This window comes from Streptococcus sp. 2154 (assembly GCF_013277255.1).
GTDB lineage: Bacteria > Bacillota > Bacilli > Lactobacillales > Streptococcaceae > Streptococcus > Streptococcus pseudopneumoniae.
The window spans coordinates 1-18,716 of the sequence record NZ_VMMK01000044.1 but is presented as its reverse complement, the minus strand read 5'-3'; the positions used below and the strand labels follow the sequence as shown (position 1 = coordinate 18,716).

Genomic DNA, 18,716 nt, shown 5'->3' with positions numbered 1-18,716 from the left:
TTTTTCAAATTCCTCCAAACAGTTGTTTTATTGCAATCTAGCAGATCCATGATTTCCTTATAACTCTTTTCTTTTGAGCGAAAATAAATAATCTGTAGACGTTTGTGATATTTGGCGTACGATGAATCTCTTAGGAGTTGTTCAATTTTTTGTGTTTCTTCGTTTGTAAGTTTCATAACTACTATTATAAGATGTTTTTTGATTTTAGGATAGTATTACTTAATCTTCTTGATACTTTGACTAAGAATAAATCCTACAATCATCCCTACCATATTTTGCATGAAATTTGGTAAAATTTCTGGTAGGGCTGCTGCCCAGCCATTCATCAATGTAGAACCCAAGGCGTAACCCCCTACCATGGCAATCGTTGCTAAGATAAGGCCTAACCACTGAGTTTTTCCTTTAAATCCTGCGAAAAATCCCTGCAAGCCATGGTTGACCAAGCTAAAGAACATCCACTGAGGATAGCCTGATAAGAGGTCAATCAAGAAACCTGCTAGTCCTCCGACTACAGCTCCTTCACGACTACCAAAGTAAAAGGCCGCAAAGAAAACACCCGCATCTAAAAGAGTTAGAATACCTGTCGGTGTTGGAATTTTTAAGAAATAGCCTAGAACCACAGAAAGGGCGGTTAAGAGGGATACAAGGGCGATTTTAGTTGTTTTGGTTTGCTTCATATTGTCTTACTCCATACTGATCTGCCTGTGCAATGGCACGGTAAACGAAAGCCTTTGAGCTTTCTACTGCTGGTAAAAGTTCATCACCTTTGACTAGATGACTGGCAATGCTGGAAGCAAAGGTACAACCTGCACCAGCATTTTGCCCTTGAATGACAGGATTTTCTAGAACTGTAAAGTTTTGTCCATCATAAAAGACATCCACAGCCTTGTCCTGACTAAGGCGATTGCCTCCCTTGATAATGACTGCTGGCGCTCCTAAGTCATGCAATTTCTGAGCTGCAGTTTTCATGTCTTCCAAGGTTTTAATTTCCTGACCAGCTAGTAATTCTGCTTCAGGAAGATTAGGCGTAATCACACTGACATGAGGGAAAAAGCGAATCAACTCTTGGCAGAGTTCACTGACAGCTACATCATGCGTTTCCTTACAGACCAAGACAGGATCCAAAACCACAGGCACTCCTGGACGTTGCTTGATAAAGTCCAAAGCCTTCTCAGCCACACTGACAGTTGGTAGAAGACCAATCTTAATCCCTGCAAATTCTACATCACGCAAGCTATCTAATTCATGTTGAAAAATGGTATCGTCAGTTGGAAAGACTTCAAAGCCCTTTTCCGTCAAGGCTGTCAAACAAGTCACTGCTACAAAGCCATGCAAGCCGTTCAAGGTATAGGTAGCCAAATCAGCTGACAAACCACCACCACTAAAAATATCATTCCCAGAAAGTGCTAAAATACGATTATTCTTCATAACGAATCTCCTTTAAATATAAACCATTTGGTGCTGCAGTGGGACCTGCAAGCTGCCTGTCCTTTTTCTCCAAGATGAGGTCAATCTGCTCTACTGGCATACGCTTGTTGCCGATTTTGAGCAGTGTCCCCACCATATTGCGAATCTGTTTATACAAGAAACCATTTCCTGAAAAGGTAAAAGTCAAAAACTGGCCTGTCTCATCAACCCTAAGACTGGCTTCTGTAATAGTGCGAACCTTATCCTCTACACTAGTCCCAGAGGCTGTAAAGCCAGTGAAATCATGGGTTCCTTCTAGCTTTTTGACGGCCTCCTGCATCCTCTCCACATCAAGTGGGTAAGGGAAGTGGGTGGCATAGTGACGGCGCATGGGATTTTTGGGACGTCCTCTATCCACGATAAACTCATAGGTCTTGCTATGCTTGGCATAACGGCAATGAAAATCATCTGCCACAAGCTCAATCGAAATCACATCAATATCTTCAGGAGACTGGGTATCCAAGGCAAAACGGAGTTTCTCCTCATCCATCTGATAGGGCAAGTCAAAATGAAGCACCTGTCCCAGAGCATGAACCCCACTATCTGTCCTACCAGCACCGTGAACAGTAATAGCTTGCCCTTTATTTAACCTGGTCAAGGTTTTTTCAATTTCTTCCTGAACGCTACGCGCATGAGGCTGGCGCTGAAAGCCAGCAAAGGCATAACCATCATAGGAAATAGTTGCTTTATATCTCGTCATAACCTCTATTTTATCAAGAAATTAGTCTGTAAACAAGGACCTAAAACAAATATTGTATGGGTATAAAAATCTCATACTATTCGAAAATCTCTTCAAACCACGTCAGTTTCCATCTGCAACCTCAAAACACTATTTTGAGCAACCTGCGGCTAGCTTTCTATAGTAGATTGAAATAAGATATGAATAACTCTATTAGGAAAGTCAAATTAATTTCTAGAAATGTTTTAGCAGCTACAGCGTACTATTCCAAACTCAATCAACTATAGTTTGCTCTTTGATTTTCATTGAGTATCAAAAGAAAAACTTAGGAATCAATCCTAAGCTCTCTTTTGAAATAGGTACATGACAAAGATAGAGGTTACAATCAACCAACCTCCTAAGATGGCAAAGACCAGCATCCCATTGTGCGTTAGTAACCCTATTGCACCTAGAATGAATGGGGTCGTAAAAGCTCCGAAACTACAGCCTAAAACTGCAAATGAAGTTGCTTGATTGAGGAGTTTAGCTGGAATTCGTTCAGAGACAAGTTGAAAGACCGTCGTCAAGACTACACTATAGGCAAATCCAGCCAGAACACTTCCTGCTACTACCACCCACAAGGATGGAGACAAGGCAATCACGATTTGCCCCAAGCCAAATGTAATACCAGACCAGAGGAGCAGTTTCTCTTTAAAGATAGAAATCAAGAAAGAAAAACTCACTCCAGCCACAATCCCGATTAACTGCATGAGACTAAGAACAAAACTAGATAACTGGGCATCCCCCAATCCTCTTTCCACCATCAAACTTGGAATACGGATGGTAATAGCTGTATTGGTACAAACTACAGCTGCCGCTTCGATAGCTAGGGTAAAAATCAAGCCTTTCATTTCTCGAGTTAAACGACTTGCTTCCTTCGCTCTTTTCTTGACTTCTTTCTTTGATTTTCCATAAGGGACAAAGAGCAGATAAAGGGGCAGCACCAAAAATCCAGCACTATAGGCTAGAAAGATAGCTGTCCAACCAAAGGCCAACAACTGACCGACGGCCAAGGTAATGAGAGAAGCTCCAACGACCTCTGCAGAAGCGCGTAGCCCTAACATCTGAATTCGCCTTTTTCCTTGATAGCGTTCACTGATAATAGAAATGGCCTTGGCATTGATCATCCCAACACCTAAACCAAAAAGAAGCCGTGTCCCAAAGACAAAGGGATAGGCTTGGTACCAGAAGGGAGCTGTACCGCTCAATGATAAAATCAGCAAGCCCAAACTAATCTGTAAGCGCTCAGGAAATATTTTTTCTAAGAAACCATTTAGCAGTAACATCATCATGATTCCAAAGGAAGGCAAGCTCACCAAGAGCTCAATTTGTTCCTTAGAATAACCCTGATAATAGTCAAACATGGCTGGTAGGGCACTCGAAATGGAAAAGGAGGCAATCAAAACGAGGGAGAGAGCCAAAATGCTGGCCCGTTCTAAAAATTGTTTCATGAAATCTCTTTCTATATTTCTCTTAATCTTCTACTTTTTTGATAGTTATCAAAAAAGCAAGAAAAGAAGAAGCCTCATTGGTACACAGACTCCTTCTCAAACTCGAAAATGAATCCCTTGTGTCTTATACTCAATGAAAATCAAAGAGCAAACTAGGAAGCTAGCCGCAGGCTGCTCAAAACAGTGTGTTGAGGTTGCAGATGGAAACTGACGTAGTTTGAAGAGATTTTCGAAGAGTATTAGAATGACTTTCTCTTGATTTGCTTAATAAAGTAGAAGATAAATCCTGCTACCATATAGGCAACAAAGATAATCAGACACCACTTGAATACGACATCCCAACCCTTGTTCACATTTAAAAAGAAGTAAGGGAAAGGATTATCCTTGGCATTTGGAATATTGAGTTTTAGAACCAAGCCATTAAAAAGAGCAAACATCATATACAGCAAGGGTAAAATGGTCCACACTGCTGGATCCCAAATCTTATATTGACCCTGTTTGTCAAAAAAGAGGGTATCCGCTAAAAACCAGATGGGAACGATATAGTGGCAAAGGAAATTTTCTAGGGTATAGAAATTAGTCGCAATGGGCGCCAAGAGGAAATGGTAAATCACACAGGTAATCATGATACTCATGGTGACCCCACCTTTTAAGCGCAAGAGACTTGGCCTTTGCCAATTTTCACCTACACGGCTCATAACCTTTAGAAGATAAAGGGTAAAAATAGTTACCAAGAGGTTGGACAGAACCGTGTAATAGAGAAGCATCCCAAAACCACCATGCTTAGTAATTTCAAGATAAACTCCCGTAAAAGCCGCTAGAAACAAGAAGATACGGCTATAAAATACAAGTTTATAGTGTTTTGACATGCTTAAATCTTCCTCACAAACTCTGATTTGAGTTTCATGGCACCAAAACCATCAATCTTACAGTCGATATTGTGGTCGCCTTCTACGATGCGGATATTTTTCACGCGCGTCCCTTGTTTCAAATCTTTTGGCGCACCTTTTACTTTCAAGTCCTTGATGAGAGTTACTGTATCACCATCAGCCAATTTATTTCCGTTGGCATCGATAGCGACAAGACCTTCTTCTGCTTCTGCAACTTCAGCAGGATTCCACTCATGAGCACACTCTGGGCAAACCAGTAGGGCACCGTCTTCGTAGACATACTCTGAGTTACATTTTGGACAATTTGGTAAATTGTTCATAGTTTCTCCTTATCATCATTCACTATTCTTTGAAAATCAAAATTTCTCGAACAGCAACTATTATACCCTAAAATCAGCATTTTGACAAATTTAGAAAAAAACCGATATCCATCTATCGGCTTTTCTACATTTACATTCTTTTTTCAGCTTCTGATTTGATTTTTTCAACTACTTCTTGAATGTTCAAGCCAGTTGTATCAAGATAGACAGCGTCCTCTGCTTGTTTAAGAGGAGAAGTCTCCCGATGACTATCCTTGTAGTCACGCGCAGCAATTTCCTTTTTTAGGGTTTCAAGGTCTGTTTCAATTCCCTTGGCAATATTTTCCTTGTAACGGCGCCCTGCTCTCTCATCAACAGAAGCTACTAGGAAAATTTTCAATTCTGCTTGTGGCAATACAACAGTTCCAATATCGCGACCATCCATGACAATCCCACCTTGCTGGGCAATTTCTTGTTGGAGAGAAACTAGTTTCTCACGCACTTGAGGAATTGCTGCAATAGCAGAAACATGATTGGTCACTTCATTTTCACGGATAGGATGGGTAATATCCACATCTCCTACAAAAACAAGCTGGTCTCCAGTTTCTGAACGTCCAAAGCTGATTGGATGCTGGTCCAACAAGGTTAGAAGGGCTTCGACTTCTTCAACTCCTAATTGGTTCTTAAGAGCCATATAGGTCGCTGCACGATACATAGCTCCTGTATCAAGGTAGGTGAATCCAAAATCCTTAGCAATAATCTTTGCGACCGTACTCTTACCGCTGGAAGCAGGACCATCAATAGCAATTTGAATTGTTTTCATATCGGCTCCTATTTTATTTTTATAACATCACCTGGATTAGCAAACCAAGATCCTGTAGCCATGTGCCCAGGATTCAAGGCCTCTAACTGAGCAATGGAGATTCCTGCACGAGCGGCAATAGCTGCTTCCCCTTCTCCTGCGAGAACTTTAATCGTTCCTTCAGGATTAGCAGCTTCTTCTGAACTACTAGAAGTAGATTCTGGCTCTGAACTCTGCTCAGGCTGAGAACTGCTTGAAGATGAGATTTGTACTACACTTGCATCAGAATCATGAAAGTCTTTTAAGGCTGCTGTGCGATTACTCCCCCCCGATGATAGATAGATGAGAACGATGACCATCACCACCACAATTACAAAGAAAATACTAGCTAGGATCGTCAAAATACGATTAGCCATCCTATCAGCCCCTCCGTGGTTTCGATGCCGACGCTCTGCTCTTGCTTCTTCTTGATCATAAATATCTTCTTGCCACGGTTCTTTTGCCATACCTTACTCCTTGTTTTTTTTTACTTTTCTTATTACAATATAAATATGAACATGAAAATCACACTTATACCTGAACGATGCATCGCCTGTGGGCTTTGCCAAACTTATTCTGACTTATTTGATTACCACGATAATGGAATCGTGCGTTTTTACGATAATCCTGACCAACTGGAAAAAGAAATTTCTCCTAGTCAGGATGTCTTAGAGGCTGTTAGAAACTGTCCGACACGTGCCTTGATTAAAGATCAACACTAATCTCTCATAGTAAATTGACAAGAACGTTTCACTCTTTCTAGTTTAGCATATTTCCATGTAAAATTATAGTCTTTTCACTTTATTTTTTTCTGTAAAATCAGGAAGATCACTTTTTTCTTTAACGAGATAAAGTGGTCTTTTTTTAGTCTCCAGATAAATCTTACTGCAACTTATAATCTAAATTCCTCAATGAGAATAGACTTCTACCATTCTATTTCCTTTACCCTTTTTACAAATTCATTCCACTCTCGTCTACAATCTTTAGATAGGCATATATCCGTATAATTGAACGATAAATCTTTAATATTCTTCCACCAATCAAAAGAATTTCCCGCTTCTTCTGTTTCTATTCTTTTGTTAACTACTTCAACAATTGTATTATCTATCTCTTCCTTGTCATCTAAACTTAGAAATCTCCATTCAATTCCATTTGTATAAATTACTTTTTTATACCATAAAAGGTCTCCAATAAGTTGTCCCATCTCTCCAGTTATATGTTCAAAACTGTTCGATATGGTTGATTTGATTTTTTCCTCTGTAATTAAACTATAATTTAAATTCTTAACTTCCACGCATCCTCGAAGTTCCTTCCATTCTTCAATTTTTATACTTTTCCTAGATTTGTTTTCATAAGTCTTATCTAAAATAACTATATCAGGAAAATTACTTAGACCATAATAAATTTGTCCCAAACCCCTTCTTTGTCTTCCGAAGACATATCTTTTTGATAAACTATCTTTTAAAGTTGGCTTAATTATATCAGCAACTAAAGGATACAGTTCAACCTCTACATAATTTTGTTTCTTTATTAGCCCGATTTCTTCAGTATAATCCTCTTTACTTAGCATAAAATAACCCTCCTGAATGTTTTATTTATTAAGTTATCGTCTTTGCAGTAAATTTATTCCACATAGTTCATTTATATCATGTCAAATCCCTAATTTTTTTAAAAATCACTCAAGTTCCAGACCAAAAGAATTATAATTACAAAAAAGTGACTGCCCCAGATAATTCCTACTTTTTCATGATCTATGATAACTTTTTTCTTTGATAAGATAAAGTGGTCTTTTTTTAGTCTCCAAATAAATCTTACTGATATATTTACCGAGAATCCCAATAGTCAAGAGTTGAATGCCTCCAAGAAAGAGAATAACAGCCATCAGAGAGGTCCAACCAGATGTCGGATTGCCCAAGATAAGGGTCCGAAACACCACAAAAACAGTCATCACAAAAGAAATAAAACAAGATAGGAGTCCCGCCACAAAGGCGATAATCAGGGGAAAATCTGAAAAATTAACAATCCCTTCAATGGAGTAGAAAAAAAGTTGCCTCAAACTCCAACTGGTCTTGCCAGCCTGCCTTTCGACATTTGGATAGTCCAAATAGTAGGTTTTGAAACCCACCCAGGCGAAGAGCCCCTTTGAAAAACGATTGGACTCGGTCAAGCTTAAAATGGCATCGACTACAGACCGTCTCATCATGCGAAAATCACGGACACCTGATGGCAGGGCTACTGGACTAATTTTTTGCATAAGGCGGTAAAAGAGATTAGCACAAAAACTGCGAAAGAAGGGTTCTCCCTCCCGACTAGTTCTCCGTGTTCCAACACAGTCCAAATCTGCATTCTGGTCTAGTAAGTTTTTCATCTCAAGCAACATACTAGGAGGATCTTGGAGGTCTGCATCCATCACCACCACCAAATCTCCTGTCGCATATTGCAAGCCTGCATAAAGGGCTGCTTCTTTGCCAAAATTTCGAGAGAAAGAAAGATAATGCACTGCCGGATTTTGCTCCCGATAGGCCTTTAAAAGTTCCAAGGTTCCATCGTTCGATCCATCCTCGACAAAGACATACTCGATTTCTGTTTCCAAATCTGGAATCAAATCTTCCAGAGCCTGATAAAAAAGAGGAAGTACTTCCTCTTCGTTTAAGCAGGGGACAATGATTGACATCACCATCTTAGTCTTCAAATCCATTTGGATGCTTGCTTTGCCAACGCCATGTATCTTCACACATTTGGGTGATGCCGAGTTCTGCTTCCCAGCCTAGTTCTGCTTTGGCTTTTGCAGGATCTGAATAGCAGGCTGCGATATCCCCTGGGCGACGGTCTACGATGCGGTAAGGAATTGGGCGTCCCACTGCTTTTTCCATATTTTGGATAATTTCAAGAACTGAGTAGCCTTTACCTGTTCCAAGGTTATAAACGTTTAGGCCTGAACCTTTTTGGATTTTTTTCAGAGCTGCGACGTGACCTTTAGCCAAATCGACAACGTGGATATAGTCACGAACACCAGTTCCATCTTCGGTATCGTAATCGTCTCCAAACACTTGCACTTGCTCTAATTTCCCAACAGCTACTTGAGTCACATATGGCAAGAGGTTGTTTGGAATACCGTTTGGATTTTCTCCTAGGTCTCCACTTTCATGGGCTCCGATTGGGTTGAAATAACGAAGCAAGACCACATTCCATTCTGAGTCTGCCTTGTAGATATCTATCAAAACTTCCTCTAGCATGAGCTTGGTACGACCGTATGGATTGGTCACTGAAAGTGGGAAATCTTCCAGGATTGGCACTGTATGAGGATCCCCGTAAACTGTCGCAGAAGAACTGAAAATGATGTTCTTACAGTTGGCTTCTTCCATAGCTTTCAAAAGGCTAAGAGTTCCTGCGATATTGTTGTCATAGTAGGCAAGAGGAATACGAGTAGATTCTCCAACAGCCTTCAAGCCAGCAAAGTGAATGACCCCTGTTGGTTCTTCTTGTTTGAAAATGTCACGAAGAGTATCTATATCACGGATATCTGCCTCATAGAAAGGTACTTCAACTCCTGTAATTCTCTCAACAACTTCTAAACTTTTGCGATTGCTGTTGACAAGGTTATCCACCACAACAACCTGATGACCTGCTTGGATTAACTCAATAACAGTGTGGGTTCCGATAAAACCTGCTCCACCCGTTAGCAAAATCTTTTCTTGCATCTTAATTCCTCGATTCTCGGATTATTTTTTCTTATTTTACCATTTTTGATAGGGAATGTCATTTGCCATCCTAGAGGGTAAGATAAAATTTCAGTAAAATGCTTATACTCTTCGAAAATCTCTTCAAACAACGTCAGCTTCGCCTTGCCATGGGTATGGTTACTGACTTCGTCAGTTCCATCCACAACCTCAAAACAGTGTTTTGAGCAGCCCGCTGCTAGTTTCCTAGTTTGTTTTTTGATTTTCATTGAGTATTATTCGCTTTTTACCGGTTTGACATAGTTTTCAATTGGGTAGTTTTCAGGGTTCAAAGTCAACTCCTTGCCTTTGACCAATTGAGCTAGGTGGTAACCAATAATAGGACCAGTTGTGAGGCCTGATGAACCTAGTCCACTAGCAGCGTAGACACCTGCCAATTCTGGCACTTGCCCAAAGAAAGGAGAGAAATCACTAGTATAGGCACGGATTCCCACACGCTCAGCCCTTGAAGTCGCTCTAGCTAAAACTGGATAGTGAGGTAAGGCTGCCTCCTCCATTTGCTGGAGCAAGATTTCATCTACCGTCAAATCAAATCCCATATCATTTTCATGGGTAGCACCTAGGGACAATTTACCACCTGCAAAAGGAATCAAATCCCATTCCCCTTCTGGCATGACAACAGGGTAAAATTCCATGTCTTGGGCCAGCTGATAATCTCGGAGCTGTCCTTTCTGAGGACGGACATCCACAGCATAACCCAAGGGTTCTAACATATCCCCCAACCAAGCTCCCGTCGCCAAAATAACCTGCTCAAACTCCTCTTCACCAATCTGGTAGCCTGATGCTAACGGTGTCAGAGTCACTTTTTCTTTGACCAGCTTGACATGACTGGATTCCAGCAAATGAGTCACTAAAAGTTGGCCATCTACTCTCGCTCCACCAGAAGCATAGAGCAGACGGTCAAATCCCTGCAAACCAGGGAATAATTCATTAGATGATGCTTGGTCCAGAATGGCTAATTGCCCTATCAAGGGAGATTCTTCTCTGCGCTGGAGGGCTAATTCATAGAGTTCTTCCAACTTGGATTCATCCTTTTTCAGGAGAAAGACTCCCGAACGATGGTAAAAGTCGATTTCTTGCCCTGATTTCTCTAAATCAGCTAATAAATCCACATAAAAATCAGCCCCCAAGCGCGCCATTTTGTACCAAGCTTTATTGCGGCGTTTGGAAAACCAAGGACTGATAATTCCTGCTGCAGCCTTGGTAGCCTGACCTTGTCCATGGTCAAAGACGGTTACCTCTAGGTCACTTTCTTTCGAGAGGTGGTAGGCAGCTGTTGCCCCCACAATTCCTGCTCCAATAATGGCAACTTTTTTCATTGTTATAATTTATTCCTTTTGTTTCACTCAAGGCACAACACAGAATAAAAAAGTTTTGTGCCCTTTATTTTGTTTTATACTAGACCTCCATACTATCTTATTCTTTCCAATAATTATCTATCTAAGAGATTATCCTATTCTTAATTGTCAATAAGTTCACCCAGTCCTCTGGAAGACCGTAGTGTCTCAAATCAACTTGTTCTCTACTTCCTTCTTCTAGTAAATTTTGTATTTTTTATTCCAAAAATTCTGGGTTTCTAGGGACATGGACAAAATAAGATGTCTCATTGCTATAAAATAAATAAATAAATAATGTCTTATCATCATTCTCTGAGTTTGTCTCCAATAACTCCTTATCAGAATGATGAAGAGCAGGTAAGGTATGGTGTAAGCGTTCATATAATCTGCCATTATATGAGCATATATTTCTAAGATATCGAAGTGCATTACACCAGGACAATAAGATTTTAGCTGGAATTTTATCATCCTTATACAAGAGCAAACTAATATAAGCAGCAACCTTATTTCGATAACCTGGTTGTAAGGCGACAAGAAATGATGATATATTTCCAAATGTCATTAAACGAAAAACAGTCCAAGGCAACACAACACCATATTGTCTAATCTGATTCTTTACTATGGAATCATCTTGTTTTTCAAAAATAAACCGCGATAAATGATACTTTGTTTTCAAGACAGTATCCTGACGTTTAGGGTTATCCTTGCAGTATTTAGATTGTTCAGAAAAATATAAATCATCGTCTTCAAAAATATAAATAGTTTTTTGGTATCCAAGCGTCAGAGTATCAGCGGTACTCTTTTTCAAAAAGACTTCAATTCTCTCCAATATTTCTTGAAGGAAATTTCTAAGGTAACTATCAAATAAATAGGCTTACTTAGCTAAAATATACTGACGATTAACCAATTTACCATAAATCTACGCAATCCTTTTTATAAAATTCATCGTCAACATTATATGAAAAATCCCAATGAGATTTATCTTTCATATGTTGATACAATTCTTCTTCTGTCAGTGCAGGTTCAATCGCCATTTTTAACGTAGTAGGTGCTAACACAGGATTATAAACTAATCGTATTTTATCAACTATATCAATATTTCAAGGAATATATTCCTTGAAATTTGTTAATTCAAATATGGCAACATTCATTCTAACAGTCTCCACTATATGAAAAAAGGTCACCTAGTTATACATTGCTGCACCTTTGATGACTTCTAATCTACCTAGATTATACCACAATAATCCCTATTAATCAATAGAAATATTTTTTAAGTGTAGTATATTGAGCCTAGAATAGTAGGCTACGGATTCTAAAATATTTCTAGAAATTAATTTGACTTTCTCAATCTCTTTGTTCATATCTTATTTCAATCTACTATATATGATATACGTATGGTTGGTTATGGAGAGCACAATCATCTGACAAAACCAAGTGATAGAGAGCGCTTACATCAACTCCTAAAGAAAGATGGATAGAAAGACGCTTTTCAACTTCTTTCTATCCATTACTTCCTTCAAGAGTCCACACCAGCAATTTTCAGTTCCATTTCATGAACTATCTTACTTGTTTCGTGTTTCTTCTTTATCTTACTCTACCATCAAAGACTTCTACTTGTACTAGAGGAGGAAGCATTCACATTTAAAAGACGGTGTCCTGTTCCCAGAACCACTTCCCCACTAGAAGCTGGTATATTCCCACTACAGGTTTGCGACTAACTTTTCCTATCGTCATTATCCAGCAATGTAGTAACTTCTATGGTCACCTGCGATATTTCAACATGTCGCTTATCTTAGCTGAGCAAGAATCGCTTTGAGTTTCTCAATCAACTCGTCTTCTGTGTGGTCAGACTCTTTCTCATTGGCTAGGAAAGCAACTGCTTGAGCGAGAGCTTCTCGTGCTTGGTCGAGAACTTTCGTATCCACATTTGTAGAATCCAATTCTGCTTCAAGCTTGCTTAGTTCCTTGACCAATTTCTTGAGTTCTGACTCTTTCTTACGACGCGCGATGAGGAAGAGAAGGAGCCCAAGAAGGGCAAGTAGACTGCCAATCATTACTACATATGAAAATTCAGTAGTTGTCTGACTATCGTCTTTCATCTGATCTTTTTCTTGATTTTGCTGGTCTTCTTTCACACCTTTTAAGGAGTCTATTACCTCTCTCACTCTTCTAACAATATCACGCAAATCGGACTCTGTCAAACTTTCGTCATTAAGAGCTTGTTTAATCTCTGTAAGAAGAGCTTTAGCTGACTCAAGCGTTGTACTATCTATATCATCCAAATCTTTCAAACGACTTTCCAATCCTTCAACCAATCGAGCAAGCTCAGACTTGTCAACAGGACGAGTCTCGTTAGGAGTCACTGTAGTTCCTGAATTGTTTGGAGTGCTTGTAGAAACTGGCGTTTCTTGAGTCGAAGTGCTTGCTTGTGCCTGTCCAACAGTAGACGATGGAGTAGTAAGGGTCGTATTGCTACTATTGTCAGTTGTCACACCAGGGGCTGGAGTATTGCCTCTGTTATCTGGTGTCACACTGTTGCTATTGCTGCCAGCAGGGTTGGTAGTAGCTCCATTGTTGGTGTTGCCACTGTTGCTAGTATCAGTACTATTATTACCAGATTTTTTCTCTACGGTTTCTGTCGATGGAATTTCTTTAGTTGTTCCATCTGGTAATGTGACAGTTACGTCTCCATTGTCTTTTACAACTACGTTGGTGGCTGTTGGGTTAGCTTTCGAAACGGCTTCTTTAACTTTGGCTTTTTCGGCTTCTGTTAAATGCGCTGGGTCTGCTACTGGCGTTACTACCAGAGCTGTCTTGTCTGCTTTGTCGACTAACTGCTCTTTCGCTTTGTCTAACTTACCTTGCGCTTCTGTTACTTTTTCTTGCGCTTCTTGAACTTCAGCTGCTGTCGCATTGTCACCTTTAGCTAATACTGCTTTGGCTGCTTCCTTCGCTGCTGCAACATCTGCTTCTGCTTCTTTCTTAGCGGCTTCGTATGCTTGAATACTTTCTGGTGTCTTACCTTCTGTACTTACAGCTTCATCTAACTTCGCTTTATCCTCAGTTAGTTTATTTTTCGCTGTAGTTGTCGCTGCGGTTGTTACGGCATCTTCTGCCGCTTTCAAGGCTGCTTTGGCTGCGTTTACTTTCGCTAGCTCTGCTTGTACAGCTTCTGGTGCCGCATTGTCGTCCGCTATTACTTTTTTCGCTGCTTCCACTGCTTTATCCGCCGCTTCTTTTGCTTTAGTATATGCGTCAACTTTGCTTTGTGGCTTGTCATCTGTAGTTGGTTGACTTGCTACTTCGCTTGCTAAATCGTTATTCGCTTGCGTTAGAGCTGTCTTGTCTGCTGGTTTCACCACATACGTTACTCTTACGTTTTCTGTACTTTGATCTGTATAAGTAACAACAACGTCAAGAGTATGGTTCCCTACTGTAGTTGGATACTGTGTTCCTTCTTTCAGTACAGCTGATGCTTTGTTAGCTACATCTACAGCAGCAAGTAACTCTGCATTTGTAGGATTTTCACCGATTACTTTTGTAATCGTCTTAGTCGTCGGAGCTGTGTGTTCTGGAATAGGATGATTTTGGTTATTTGCTTGAGATTCAACATCGCCATTTCCTCTAGTAGAGGCTGTTGTGATATTTGTATTCCTGTTCACTTTTGTATAGTCAAGCGTAACCTTACCATTTGCTAGACTGATACCATCTGGTAAGGTTGTTGAAGAACTCCAATTATTTCCTCGTTTAACCAGTGTTACTGTGGCATTGGTATTTTGTTTGTTCTTATAAGTTAAGGTCACTTTTTCTGCATCTGTCGGTAATGTAACTTCTACATCTCCATTTTGACGTGTAGCACTAGTTGTTGCACTCGGTTGTTCAAACTTAGCCTTAATTCGTTTAGTTTCTGAAATTTTCGTTGCGCTAGAAGCTTTTACCGCAACTTCCGTCCCGTCTTTTACTAAACTTTTTGGAAGGGTAAAGCTATTGCCACTAGCTGTAATTCCTGCAACAGCACTCCATCCTTGATCAGTTTTTCTAAAATGTTGTGTTTCTGAACGATTACTAGTTTGATTATGATAAGTCAAATCAAACTCAGTAGCTTCCTGCGGTACAGTAATTACAACCGAACCATCTGGTTGGGCTATACCACTTACATCCTCTAATCTTCCTAAAACCTTAGTAGTAGCTGCTATACTAAAGTCAGAGCCGTCCTTCTGCTGCTTAACTGTAACTGTTGAACCTGCTTCTGCTGTTTCAGCTTGGATTAGGATTTTGCCCAGTCCATTTTCATCATTTATAATCGAAATTGTGCTATCTGCATTGGCGTCATCCTTATTCCAGTTGCTACCAGTTTTAGTAAAACCAACAGTTTTTTCTTGTCCAGTAGCATTTGTATACGTAAGCATAACCTTAGTAGCTTCGTCTTGACCTACCATTGATGTTACCGTTAGAGTTTCTTTATCTTGTGAGATAGTTGGAGATTGAGGTGCTTGGACCGTCACTTTTGTAACCAAGTCATCTCGTGAGATAAACTTACTTTCTGATCCGTCCTGACTTGTAACAGTTGCATTTCCATCACTATCCACTGTAACAGTCGCTCCTGGGTTAGCAGCTTGTAGAGCCTTCTTAATCTTTTCAATATCTGAAGAATTTAGTTTCTCTGGATCGGTTACAGGTACTTTCTGCTCTGGGTTGACTAACGGTTTACGGTTCTTTGCAGCTTCTTTTTGCTCTTCTGTCAGCTCCAACAAATCTTTGTGGGAAATCAAGCCACTTGTTCCATCTGGTTGTACAACATAGGCATCTCCATTTTGCCCAACGTTTACAGTAGCACCAGGATTTTTCTCCTGAACCTTCTGAGTAATCTTCGTCAATTCCTCTTTGGTTAGCTTATTTGGATTAGCTACCTTCACTTTTTCAGTTGGTTTTTGGATTTCTTTTGGAGAAGTCGAATCATCTGCAGAATCTGCTTGCCCACTTTGTTTCACAAAATCACTAACAGCAGCTTCTTCCTCTTGTCCATCCGGTCTGGTCACCTGAACCTTACCATCATCTGTTATTTCAACTTTAAATCCTGGATTAGCATCTTCAATAGCTTTTTTTAGCTTATCTTTCTCGGTTTGATTTAGACTACTTGGATTTTCAACGGTAACTTTTTCTGCTGGGCTTACAAAGTCACGGCTAGCTTCTGTAGGAAGTTCTAGTTTAAGCGATTCTGATAGTGGTGATACAAGATAGTCTAAAACAGGTTCATCTGTACCTTCCTTAACCACTGCCGTAACTAGACGAAGTTCCTCATTCCCCACCAATTCTTGTCTATACTTATCAGGAGTAAACTCAACTGTTCCATCCGCCTTAACATCACCACTAGCAAGAATAGTATAGCCAGTAGCTTTTTTAGGCTTATTATCAGAAGCACCTGTGCCTACAGCATCCACATCATTCCCACCTTTAACCAAGAAGGTTTTCAGTTTTGCTTTATCAGGAATATTTGCTGCTTCTCCTTTTGTTCCAGAGTTTGCTTTGATGACCGGTTTTCCTGTGGTCTTTCCTTTCAAACTCTCAGCTGTTGTTTCAAAAGTCGGTTTCGTAAATGGAATGTATAGATAGAGTTTTTCTGTATTTTTTAGATTATCTGCGGTTGTAACCGTAACAGTAATTTGATGGATACCTGAATTGGTTTTGTTAATAGTTCCTGTTAATGGCGTCGTACTACTTAGGAAACCCTCAGGCTCCACTCCACCCTGAACCAAGCCCGTTTTTTCTAAATCAGTTACTTCAATATTTTTGATAGACTTACCACCTGGAACTCGAACCAGCACTTGTAGTTGCTTTCCAGTATAACTGTCAAGATATAGTGCTTTATACTTACTTGTCTCCAAGCTAGAAGCTGCTCCGCCCTCTCCACTTTGTCCAAACCCAATACGAATCTGACTGCTATCGTAGTTGGCTACTTTAGCATCTGATGATTCAGACTCTAAGAGTGAAGTTCGCTTGCCTTCTGCAGTCAAATAAGACTGACCTGAAACACGTGACTTGACAGTATAAGAACCTTTTGTAATAACAACATTTTTGAAGGTTGCATTTCCATCATCACCAGCAATACTGGTTGCTACTTCTTTTCCGTCATGGTAGAGAACCATCTCTACACCTTTGGTTCCGTTAGTTGCAGTGATATCCTTTATCATCCCTGCTTGCTTTTCCAAATCAGTATTTAAACTTGGTTTTTTCGGTTTCACAACAAAATTTAACTGAACCAATTCACCAGAACCGTCAGCAAAGATTCGCTCTACAAGATAAGATTTCACTCCCGGAGTATTGACGATAGTGTCTGCAGCTTCTTTGTTGTTTTCAACTTTGACGCCGTCCTTAAAAAGATTATAAGAAGTTGGATGTGATTCAGCATTATCCCCTACCTTATCCCTATTTTTAAAGTAAGATTCAAGGTCAATGCCTCCATCGCTTTTAGCAATTAAAGATGAAGAGGTACCTGGAGTTGTTGATACATTATTATTTTTCGGCTGCCAAATTCGCCCTTGTACAATCTGATAGTAGCCATTTCCTTCCAACTGAGCCGGATACTTCTCAGCCTGGTCTCCTTCACCGGCAGCTCTACCGTACCACTGATTGACTAGCAAGCGATTAACTGATTTCCCTGACAGCCTAAACCCTTTAACACCCAAGGCGTAATAGAGATTACGGAAAGTCGTATCTGGGGAAGTCGTCTCAAAGGTCAAATGGTAGCTATCATCACGTCCTCCGTCCAAAGAGAAGGTGTAGACTTTCTCGGTTTCATTTTTGATACCAGAGTATTTAGAAGCTGCCTTTTTCTCAACTTCAGTTGGGAAGTTTTTATCAGCATGGTAGTAGAAACCTTTCTGCACCCACCAGTTAACTTCTTCCTTGGCTAAGCCATCCAGACTATCCGTCCGATAACCATAACCTCCACTTTTTGCTGCCGCTCCTGTTGATGCAACAGTCCCCTGCTTTTCATCACTAATTCCATCAGCTGATTGTAAGGCCTTTAGGATTTGATCCTCTCCGTTACCTGCATCTCCACTAGTAGCAGTGGTGCCACCAGTCCTATGATCATAACGAGAAATAGTTACTGAGTTTGCTTTTACAGTGTGGTTTTTAGGTAGGGTAAACCAAAAAGTATTTGATAAGTAGTGGTGTGGACCCCGTCCTACTTTTCCCTTATTGATATCAATCTCCCATTTAAAACCAGTTTCTGTTTTCTTGACTATCCCGTAGATAAAATCTTTCGCTTCCGGAATACGAAACTCTTTTCCGTCCCAATATGCTCTTGAACGTTGCGAACCATAGACATAGGTTCCACGGGCATAAGGTGAACCTGCATGTCCATCTTCTAAAAAGTAGTTGTTCCCATCTACATAAGCATTACTTGGCACAGCTATGTAGCCTGAAGGAACTTCTTGTCTGCTTCCTCTTGAACGAGGTTGAATCGCTGTTGTCACCGGAGTGTTTAACGGTTGTTCATCCTGTTCTGTATCATCCTCATCATCGTCAAGTGGAATAAGGTCATAGTCAGACTGGCTGTCTTTGAGCACCCGAGGCTGAAGGACTCCAGTGCTGCTTGTTTTGGCTGCTATCGTGTCAGCAGATCCTGCCCTTTTCTCTCTCACCTGAGAACTTTCTTGAACAGACTCTGGCTGGCTAGAGTCTACTCCAGTAGTTTTAGGGGCAGCTACTGTCTGTCCTTGATTAGATCCTTCCGCTGACCTCCCTTGCCCTTTTATCTCCTTTGTGATCTTACCTTCAGCAAGTTGCTCAAGTACAACCTCCTTCGACTCTCCCTCATCCGACTCCTGCAGAGCCCCATCAGGGTTACCATCAAATCCAGCGACCACGTCATTAGTTGTAGCTGGAGTGACTGTCTCACTCGCTGCTACTGCACCGTTGGCAAAAAACATCAATGCGGCAACCGCAACACTGGCGGCACCAAAGTG

At 40.4% G+C, this 18,716-nt stretch carries 16 protein-coding genes and 3 pseudogenes; 1 reads left to right on the top strand and 18 read right to left on the bottom strand.

Annotated elements, in window-relative coordinates:
• The 9 genes from HT693_RS08245 to HT693_RS08205 form a co-directional block, all read right to left on the bottom strand.
• On the bottom strand, window positions 1–176 hold a 176-nt coding region (locus tag HT693_RS08245), incomplete at its 3' end, for a helix-turn-helix domain-containing protein (protein ID WP_007285107.1).
• Between the two features lie 39 nt (window positions 177–215).
• A complete protein-coding gene (locus HT693_RS08240) occupies window positions 216–677 on the bottom strand; it encodes an ECF transporter S component (RefSeq protein ID WP_000814970.1) in 462 nt (153 codons plus the stop codon).
• Window positions 655–1,428 carry a bifunctional hydroxymethylpyrimidine kinase/phosphomethylpyrimidine kinase gene (locus HT693_RS08235; protein WP_138702212.1) on the bottom strand — a complete coding sequence of 258 codons (774 nt, stop codon included), beginning with the start codon at window positions 1,426–1,428 and terminating at the stop codon, window positions 655–657. Before HT693_RS08235 ends, HT693_RS08240 begins: the two co-directional genes overlap by 23 nt.
• Complete coding sequence (gene truA / locus HT693_RS08230; RefSeq protein WP_000199191.1) at window positions 1,418–2,167, bottom strand: tRNA pseudouridine(38-40) synthase TruA; 750 nt, start codon at window positions 2,165–2,167, stop codon at window positions 1,418–1,420. The genes HT693_RS08235 and truA overlap by 11 nt, the downstream gene beginning before the upstream one ends.
• A gap of 317 nt (window positions 2,168–2,484) precedes the next feature.
• Window positions 2,485–3,636 (bottom strand): MFS transporter, encoded by a 1,152-nt coding sequence (locus HT693_RS08225; protein ID WP_000808686.1) that lies wholly within the window; start codon window positions 3,634–3,636, stop codon window positions 2,485–2,487.
• Window positions 3,637–3,875: 239 nt separating this feature from the next.
• Entirely contained in the window at window positions 3,876–4,505 is a 630-nt protein-coding gene (locus HT693_RS08220; protein ID WP_000033949.1) for a Pr6Pr family membrane protein, read from the bottom strand.
• A gap of 2 nt (window positions 4,506–4,507) precedes the next feature.
• Window positions 4,508–4,846: a zinc ribbon domain-containing protein YjdM gene (locus HT693_RS08215; protein ID WP_001061585.1), complete on the bottom strand. Its 339-nt coding sequence runs from the start codon at window positions 4,844–4,846 to the stop codon at window positions 4,508–4,510.
• 130 nt (window positions 4,847–4,976) lie between these two features.
• Window positions 4,977–5,648: a (d)CMP kinase gene (gene cmk / locus HT693_RS08210; RefSeq protein ID WP_000849384.1), complete on the bottom strand. Its 672-nt coding sequence runs from the start codon at window positions 5,646–5,648 to the stop codon at window positions 4,977–4,979.
• An 8-nt stretch (window positions 5,649–5,656) separates the two neighbouring features.
• Window positions 5,657–6,133: an SAG1386/EF1546 family surface-associated protein gene (locus tag HT693_RS08205; RefSeq protein ID WP_001040899.1), complete on the bottom strand. Its 477-nt coding sequence runs from the start codon at window positions 6,131–6,133 to the stop codon at window positions 5,657–5,659.
• A gap of 51 nt (window positions 6,134–6,184) precedes the next feature.
• On the opposite strand from HT693_RS08205, the gene HT693_RS08200 reads away from it, so the two are divergent.
• Complete coding sequence (locus HT693_RS08200) at window positions 6,185–6,388, top strand: ferredoxin (protein WP_161802646.1); 204 nt, start codon at window positions 6,185–6,187, stop codon at window positions 6,386–6,388.
• A 63-nt stretch (window positions 6,389–6,451) separates the two neighbouring features.
• On the opposite strand, the pseudogene HT693_RS08195 reads toward HT693_RS08200, so the two are convergent.
• The 9 genes and pseudogenes from HT693_RS08195 to HT693_RS11705 form a co-directional block, all read right to left on the bottom strand.
• Window positions 6,452–6,553 (bottom strand): annotated as a pseudogene (locus HT693_RS08195) (group 2 glycosyl transferase); the annotation flags it as partial.
• A 38-nt stretch (window positions 6,554–6,591) separates the two neighbouring features.
• Window positions 6,592–7,236, bottom strand: coding sequence for a hypothetical protein (locus HT693_RS08190; RefSeq protein ID WP_000949237.1), 645 nt, complete (start codon window positions 7,234–7,236; stop codon window positions 6,592–6,594).
• 174 nt (window positions 7,237–7,410) lie between these two features.
• Window positions 7,411–7,602, bottom strand: a pseudogene (locus tag HT693_RS12400) (glycosyltransferase); the annotation flags it as partial.
• A 186-nt stretch (window positions 7,603–7,788) separates the two neighbouring features.
• Window positions 7,789–8,340: pseudogene (locus tag HT693_RS12395) on the bottom strand (glycosyltransferase family 2 protein); the annotation flags it as partial.
• A gap of 7 nt (window positions 8,341–8,347) precedes the next feature.
• Window positions 8,348–9,367, bottom strand: coding sequence for a UDP-glucose 4-epimerase GalE (gene galE / locus HT693_RS08180; protein ID WP_101514716.1), 1,020 nt, complete (start codon window positions 9,365–9,367; stop codon window positions 8,348–8,350).
• Window positions 9,346–9,615: a hypothetical protein gene (locus HT693_RS08175; protein ID WP_000694299.1), complete on the bottom strand. Its 270-nt coding sequence runs from the start codon at window positions 9,613–9,615 to the stop codon at window positions 9,346–9,348. Before HT693_RS08175 ends, galE begins: the two co-directional genes overlap by 22 nt.
• Window positions 9,616–9,621: 6 nt before the next feature.
• Window positions 9,622–10,725, bottom strand: coding sequence for an FAD-dependent oxidoreductase (locus HT693_RS08170; RefSeq protein ID WP_023940312.1), 1,104 nt, complete (start codon window positions 10,723–10,725; stop codon window positions 9,622–9,624).
• 235 nt (window positions 10,726–10,960) lie between these two features.
• Window positions 10,961–11,572, bottom strand: a complete 612-nt coding sequence (locus HT693_RS08165) for an Abi family protein (RefSeq protein WP_191995661.1) — start codon at window positions 11,570–11,572, stop codon at window positions 10,961–10,963.
• 958 nt (window positions 11,573–12,530) lie between these two features.
• Window positions 12,531–18,680: an FIVAR domain-containing protein gene (locus HT693_RS11705; RefSeq protein WP_205403226.1), complete on the bottom strand. Its 6,150-nt coding sequence runs from the start codon at window positions 18,678–18,680 to the stop codon at window positions 12,531–12,533.
• Window positions 18,681–18,716: the final 36 nt, after the last annotated feature.

Bases quoted from the DNA above. Each gene is read 5' to 3' on its own strand.
- HT693_RS08215 (WP_001061585.1), bottom strand. From the start codon at position 4,846: ATGAACAATTTACCAAATTGTCCAAAATGTAACTCAGAGTATGTCTAC.
- HT693_RS08200 (WP_161802646.1), top strand. From the start codon at position 6,185: ATGAAAATCACACTTATACCTGAACGATGCATCGCCTGTGGGCTTTGC.
- HT693_RS08175 (WP_000694299.1), bottom strand. From the start codon at position 9,615: ATGAAAATCAAAAAACAAACTAGGAAACTAGCAGCGGGCTGCTCAAAA.
- HT693_RS08235 (WP_138702212.1), bottom strand. From the start codon at position 1,428: ATGAAGAATAATCGTATTTTAGCACTTTCTGGGAATGATATTTTTAGT.
- galE (WP_101514716.1), bottom strand. From the start codon at position 9,367: ATGCAAGAAAAGATTTTGCTAACGGGTGGAGCAGGTTTTATCGGAACC.
- HT693_RS08225 (WP_000808686.1), bottom strand. From the start codon at position 3,636: ATGAAACAATTTTTAGAACGGGCCAGCATTTTGGCTCTCTCCCTCGTT.
- HT693_RS08220 (WP_000033949.1), bottom strand. From the start codon at position 4,505: ATGTCAAAACACTATAAACTTGTATTTTATAGCCGTATCTTCTTGTTT.
- HT693_RS08170 (WP_023940312.1), bottom strand. From the start codon at position 10,725: ATGAAAAAAGTTGCCATTATTGGAGCAGGAATTGTGGGGGCAACAGCT.
- HT693_RS11705 (WP_205403226.1), bottom strand. From the start codon at position 18,680: ATGTTTTTTGCCAACGGTGCAGTAGCAGCGAGTGAGACAGTCACTCCA.
- cmk (WP_000849384.1), bottom strand. From the start codon at position 5,648: ATGAAAACAATTCAAATTGCTATTGATGGTCCTGCTTCCAGCGGTAAG.
- HT693_RS08240 (WP_000814970.1), bottom strand. From the start codon at position 677: ATGAAGCAAACCAAAACAACTAAAATCGCCCTTGTATCCCTCTTAACC.
- truA (WP_000199191.1), bottom strand. From the start codon at position 2,167: ATGACGAGATATAAAGCAACTATTTCCTATGATGGTTATGCCTTTGCT.
- HT693_RS08205 (WP_001040899.1), bottom strand. From the start codon at position 6,133: ATGGCAAAAGAACCGTGGCAAGAAGATATTTATGATCAAGAAGAAGCA.
- HT693_RS08190 (WP_000949237.1), bottom strand. From the start codon at position 7,236: ATGCTAAGTAAAGAGGATTATACTGAAGAAATCGGGCTAATAAAGAAA.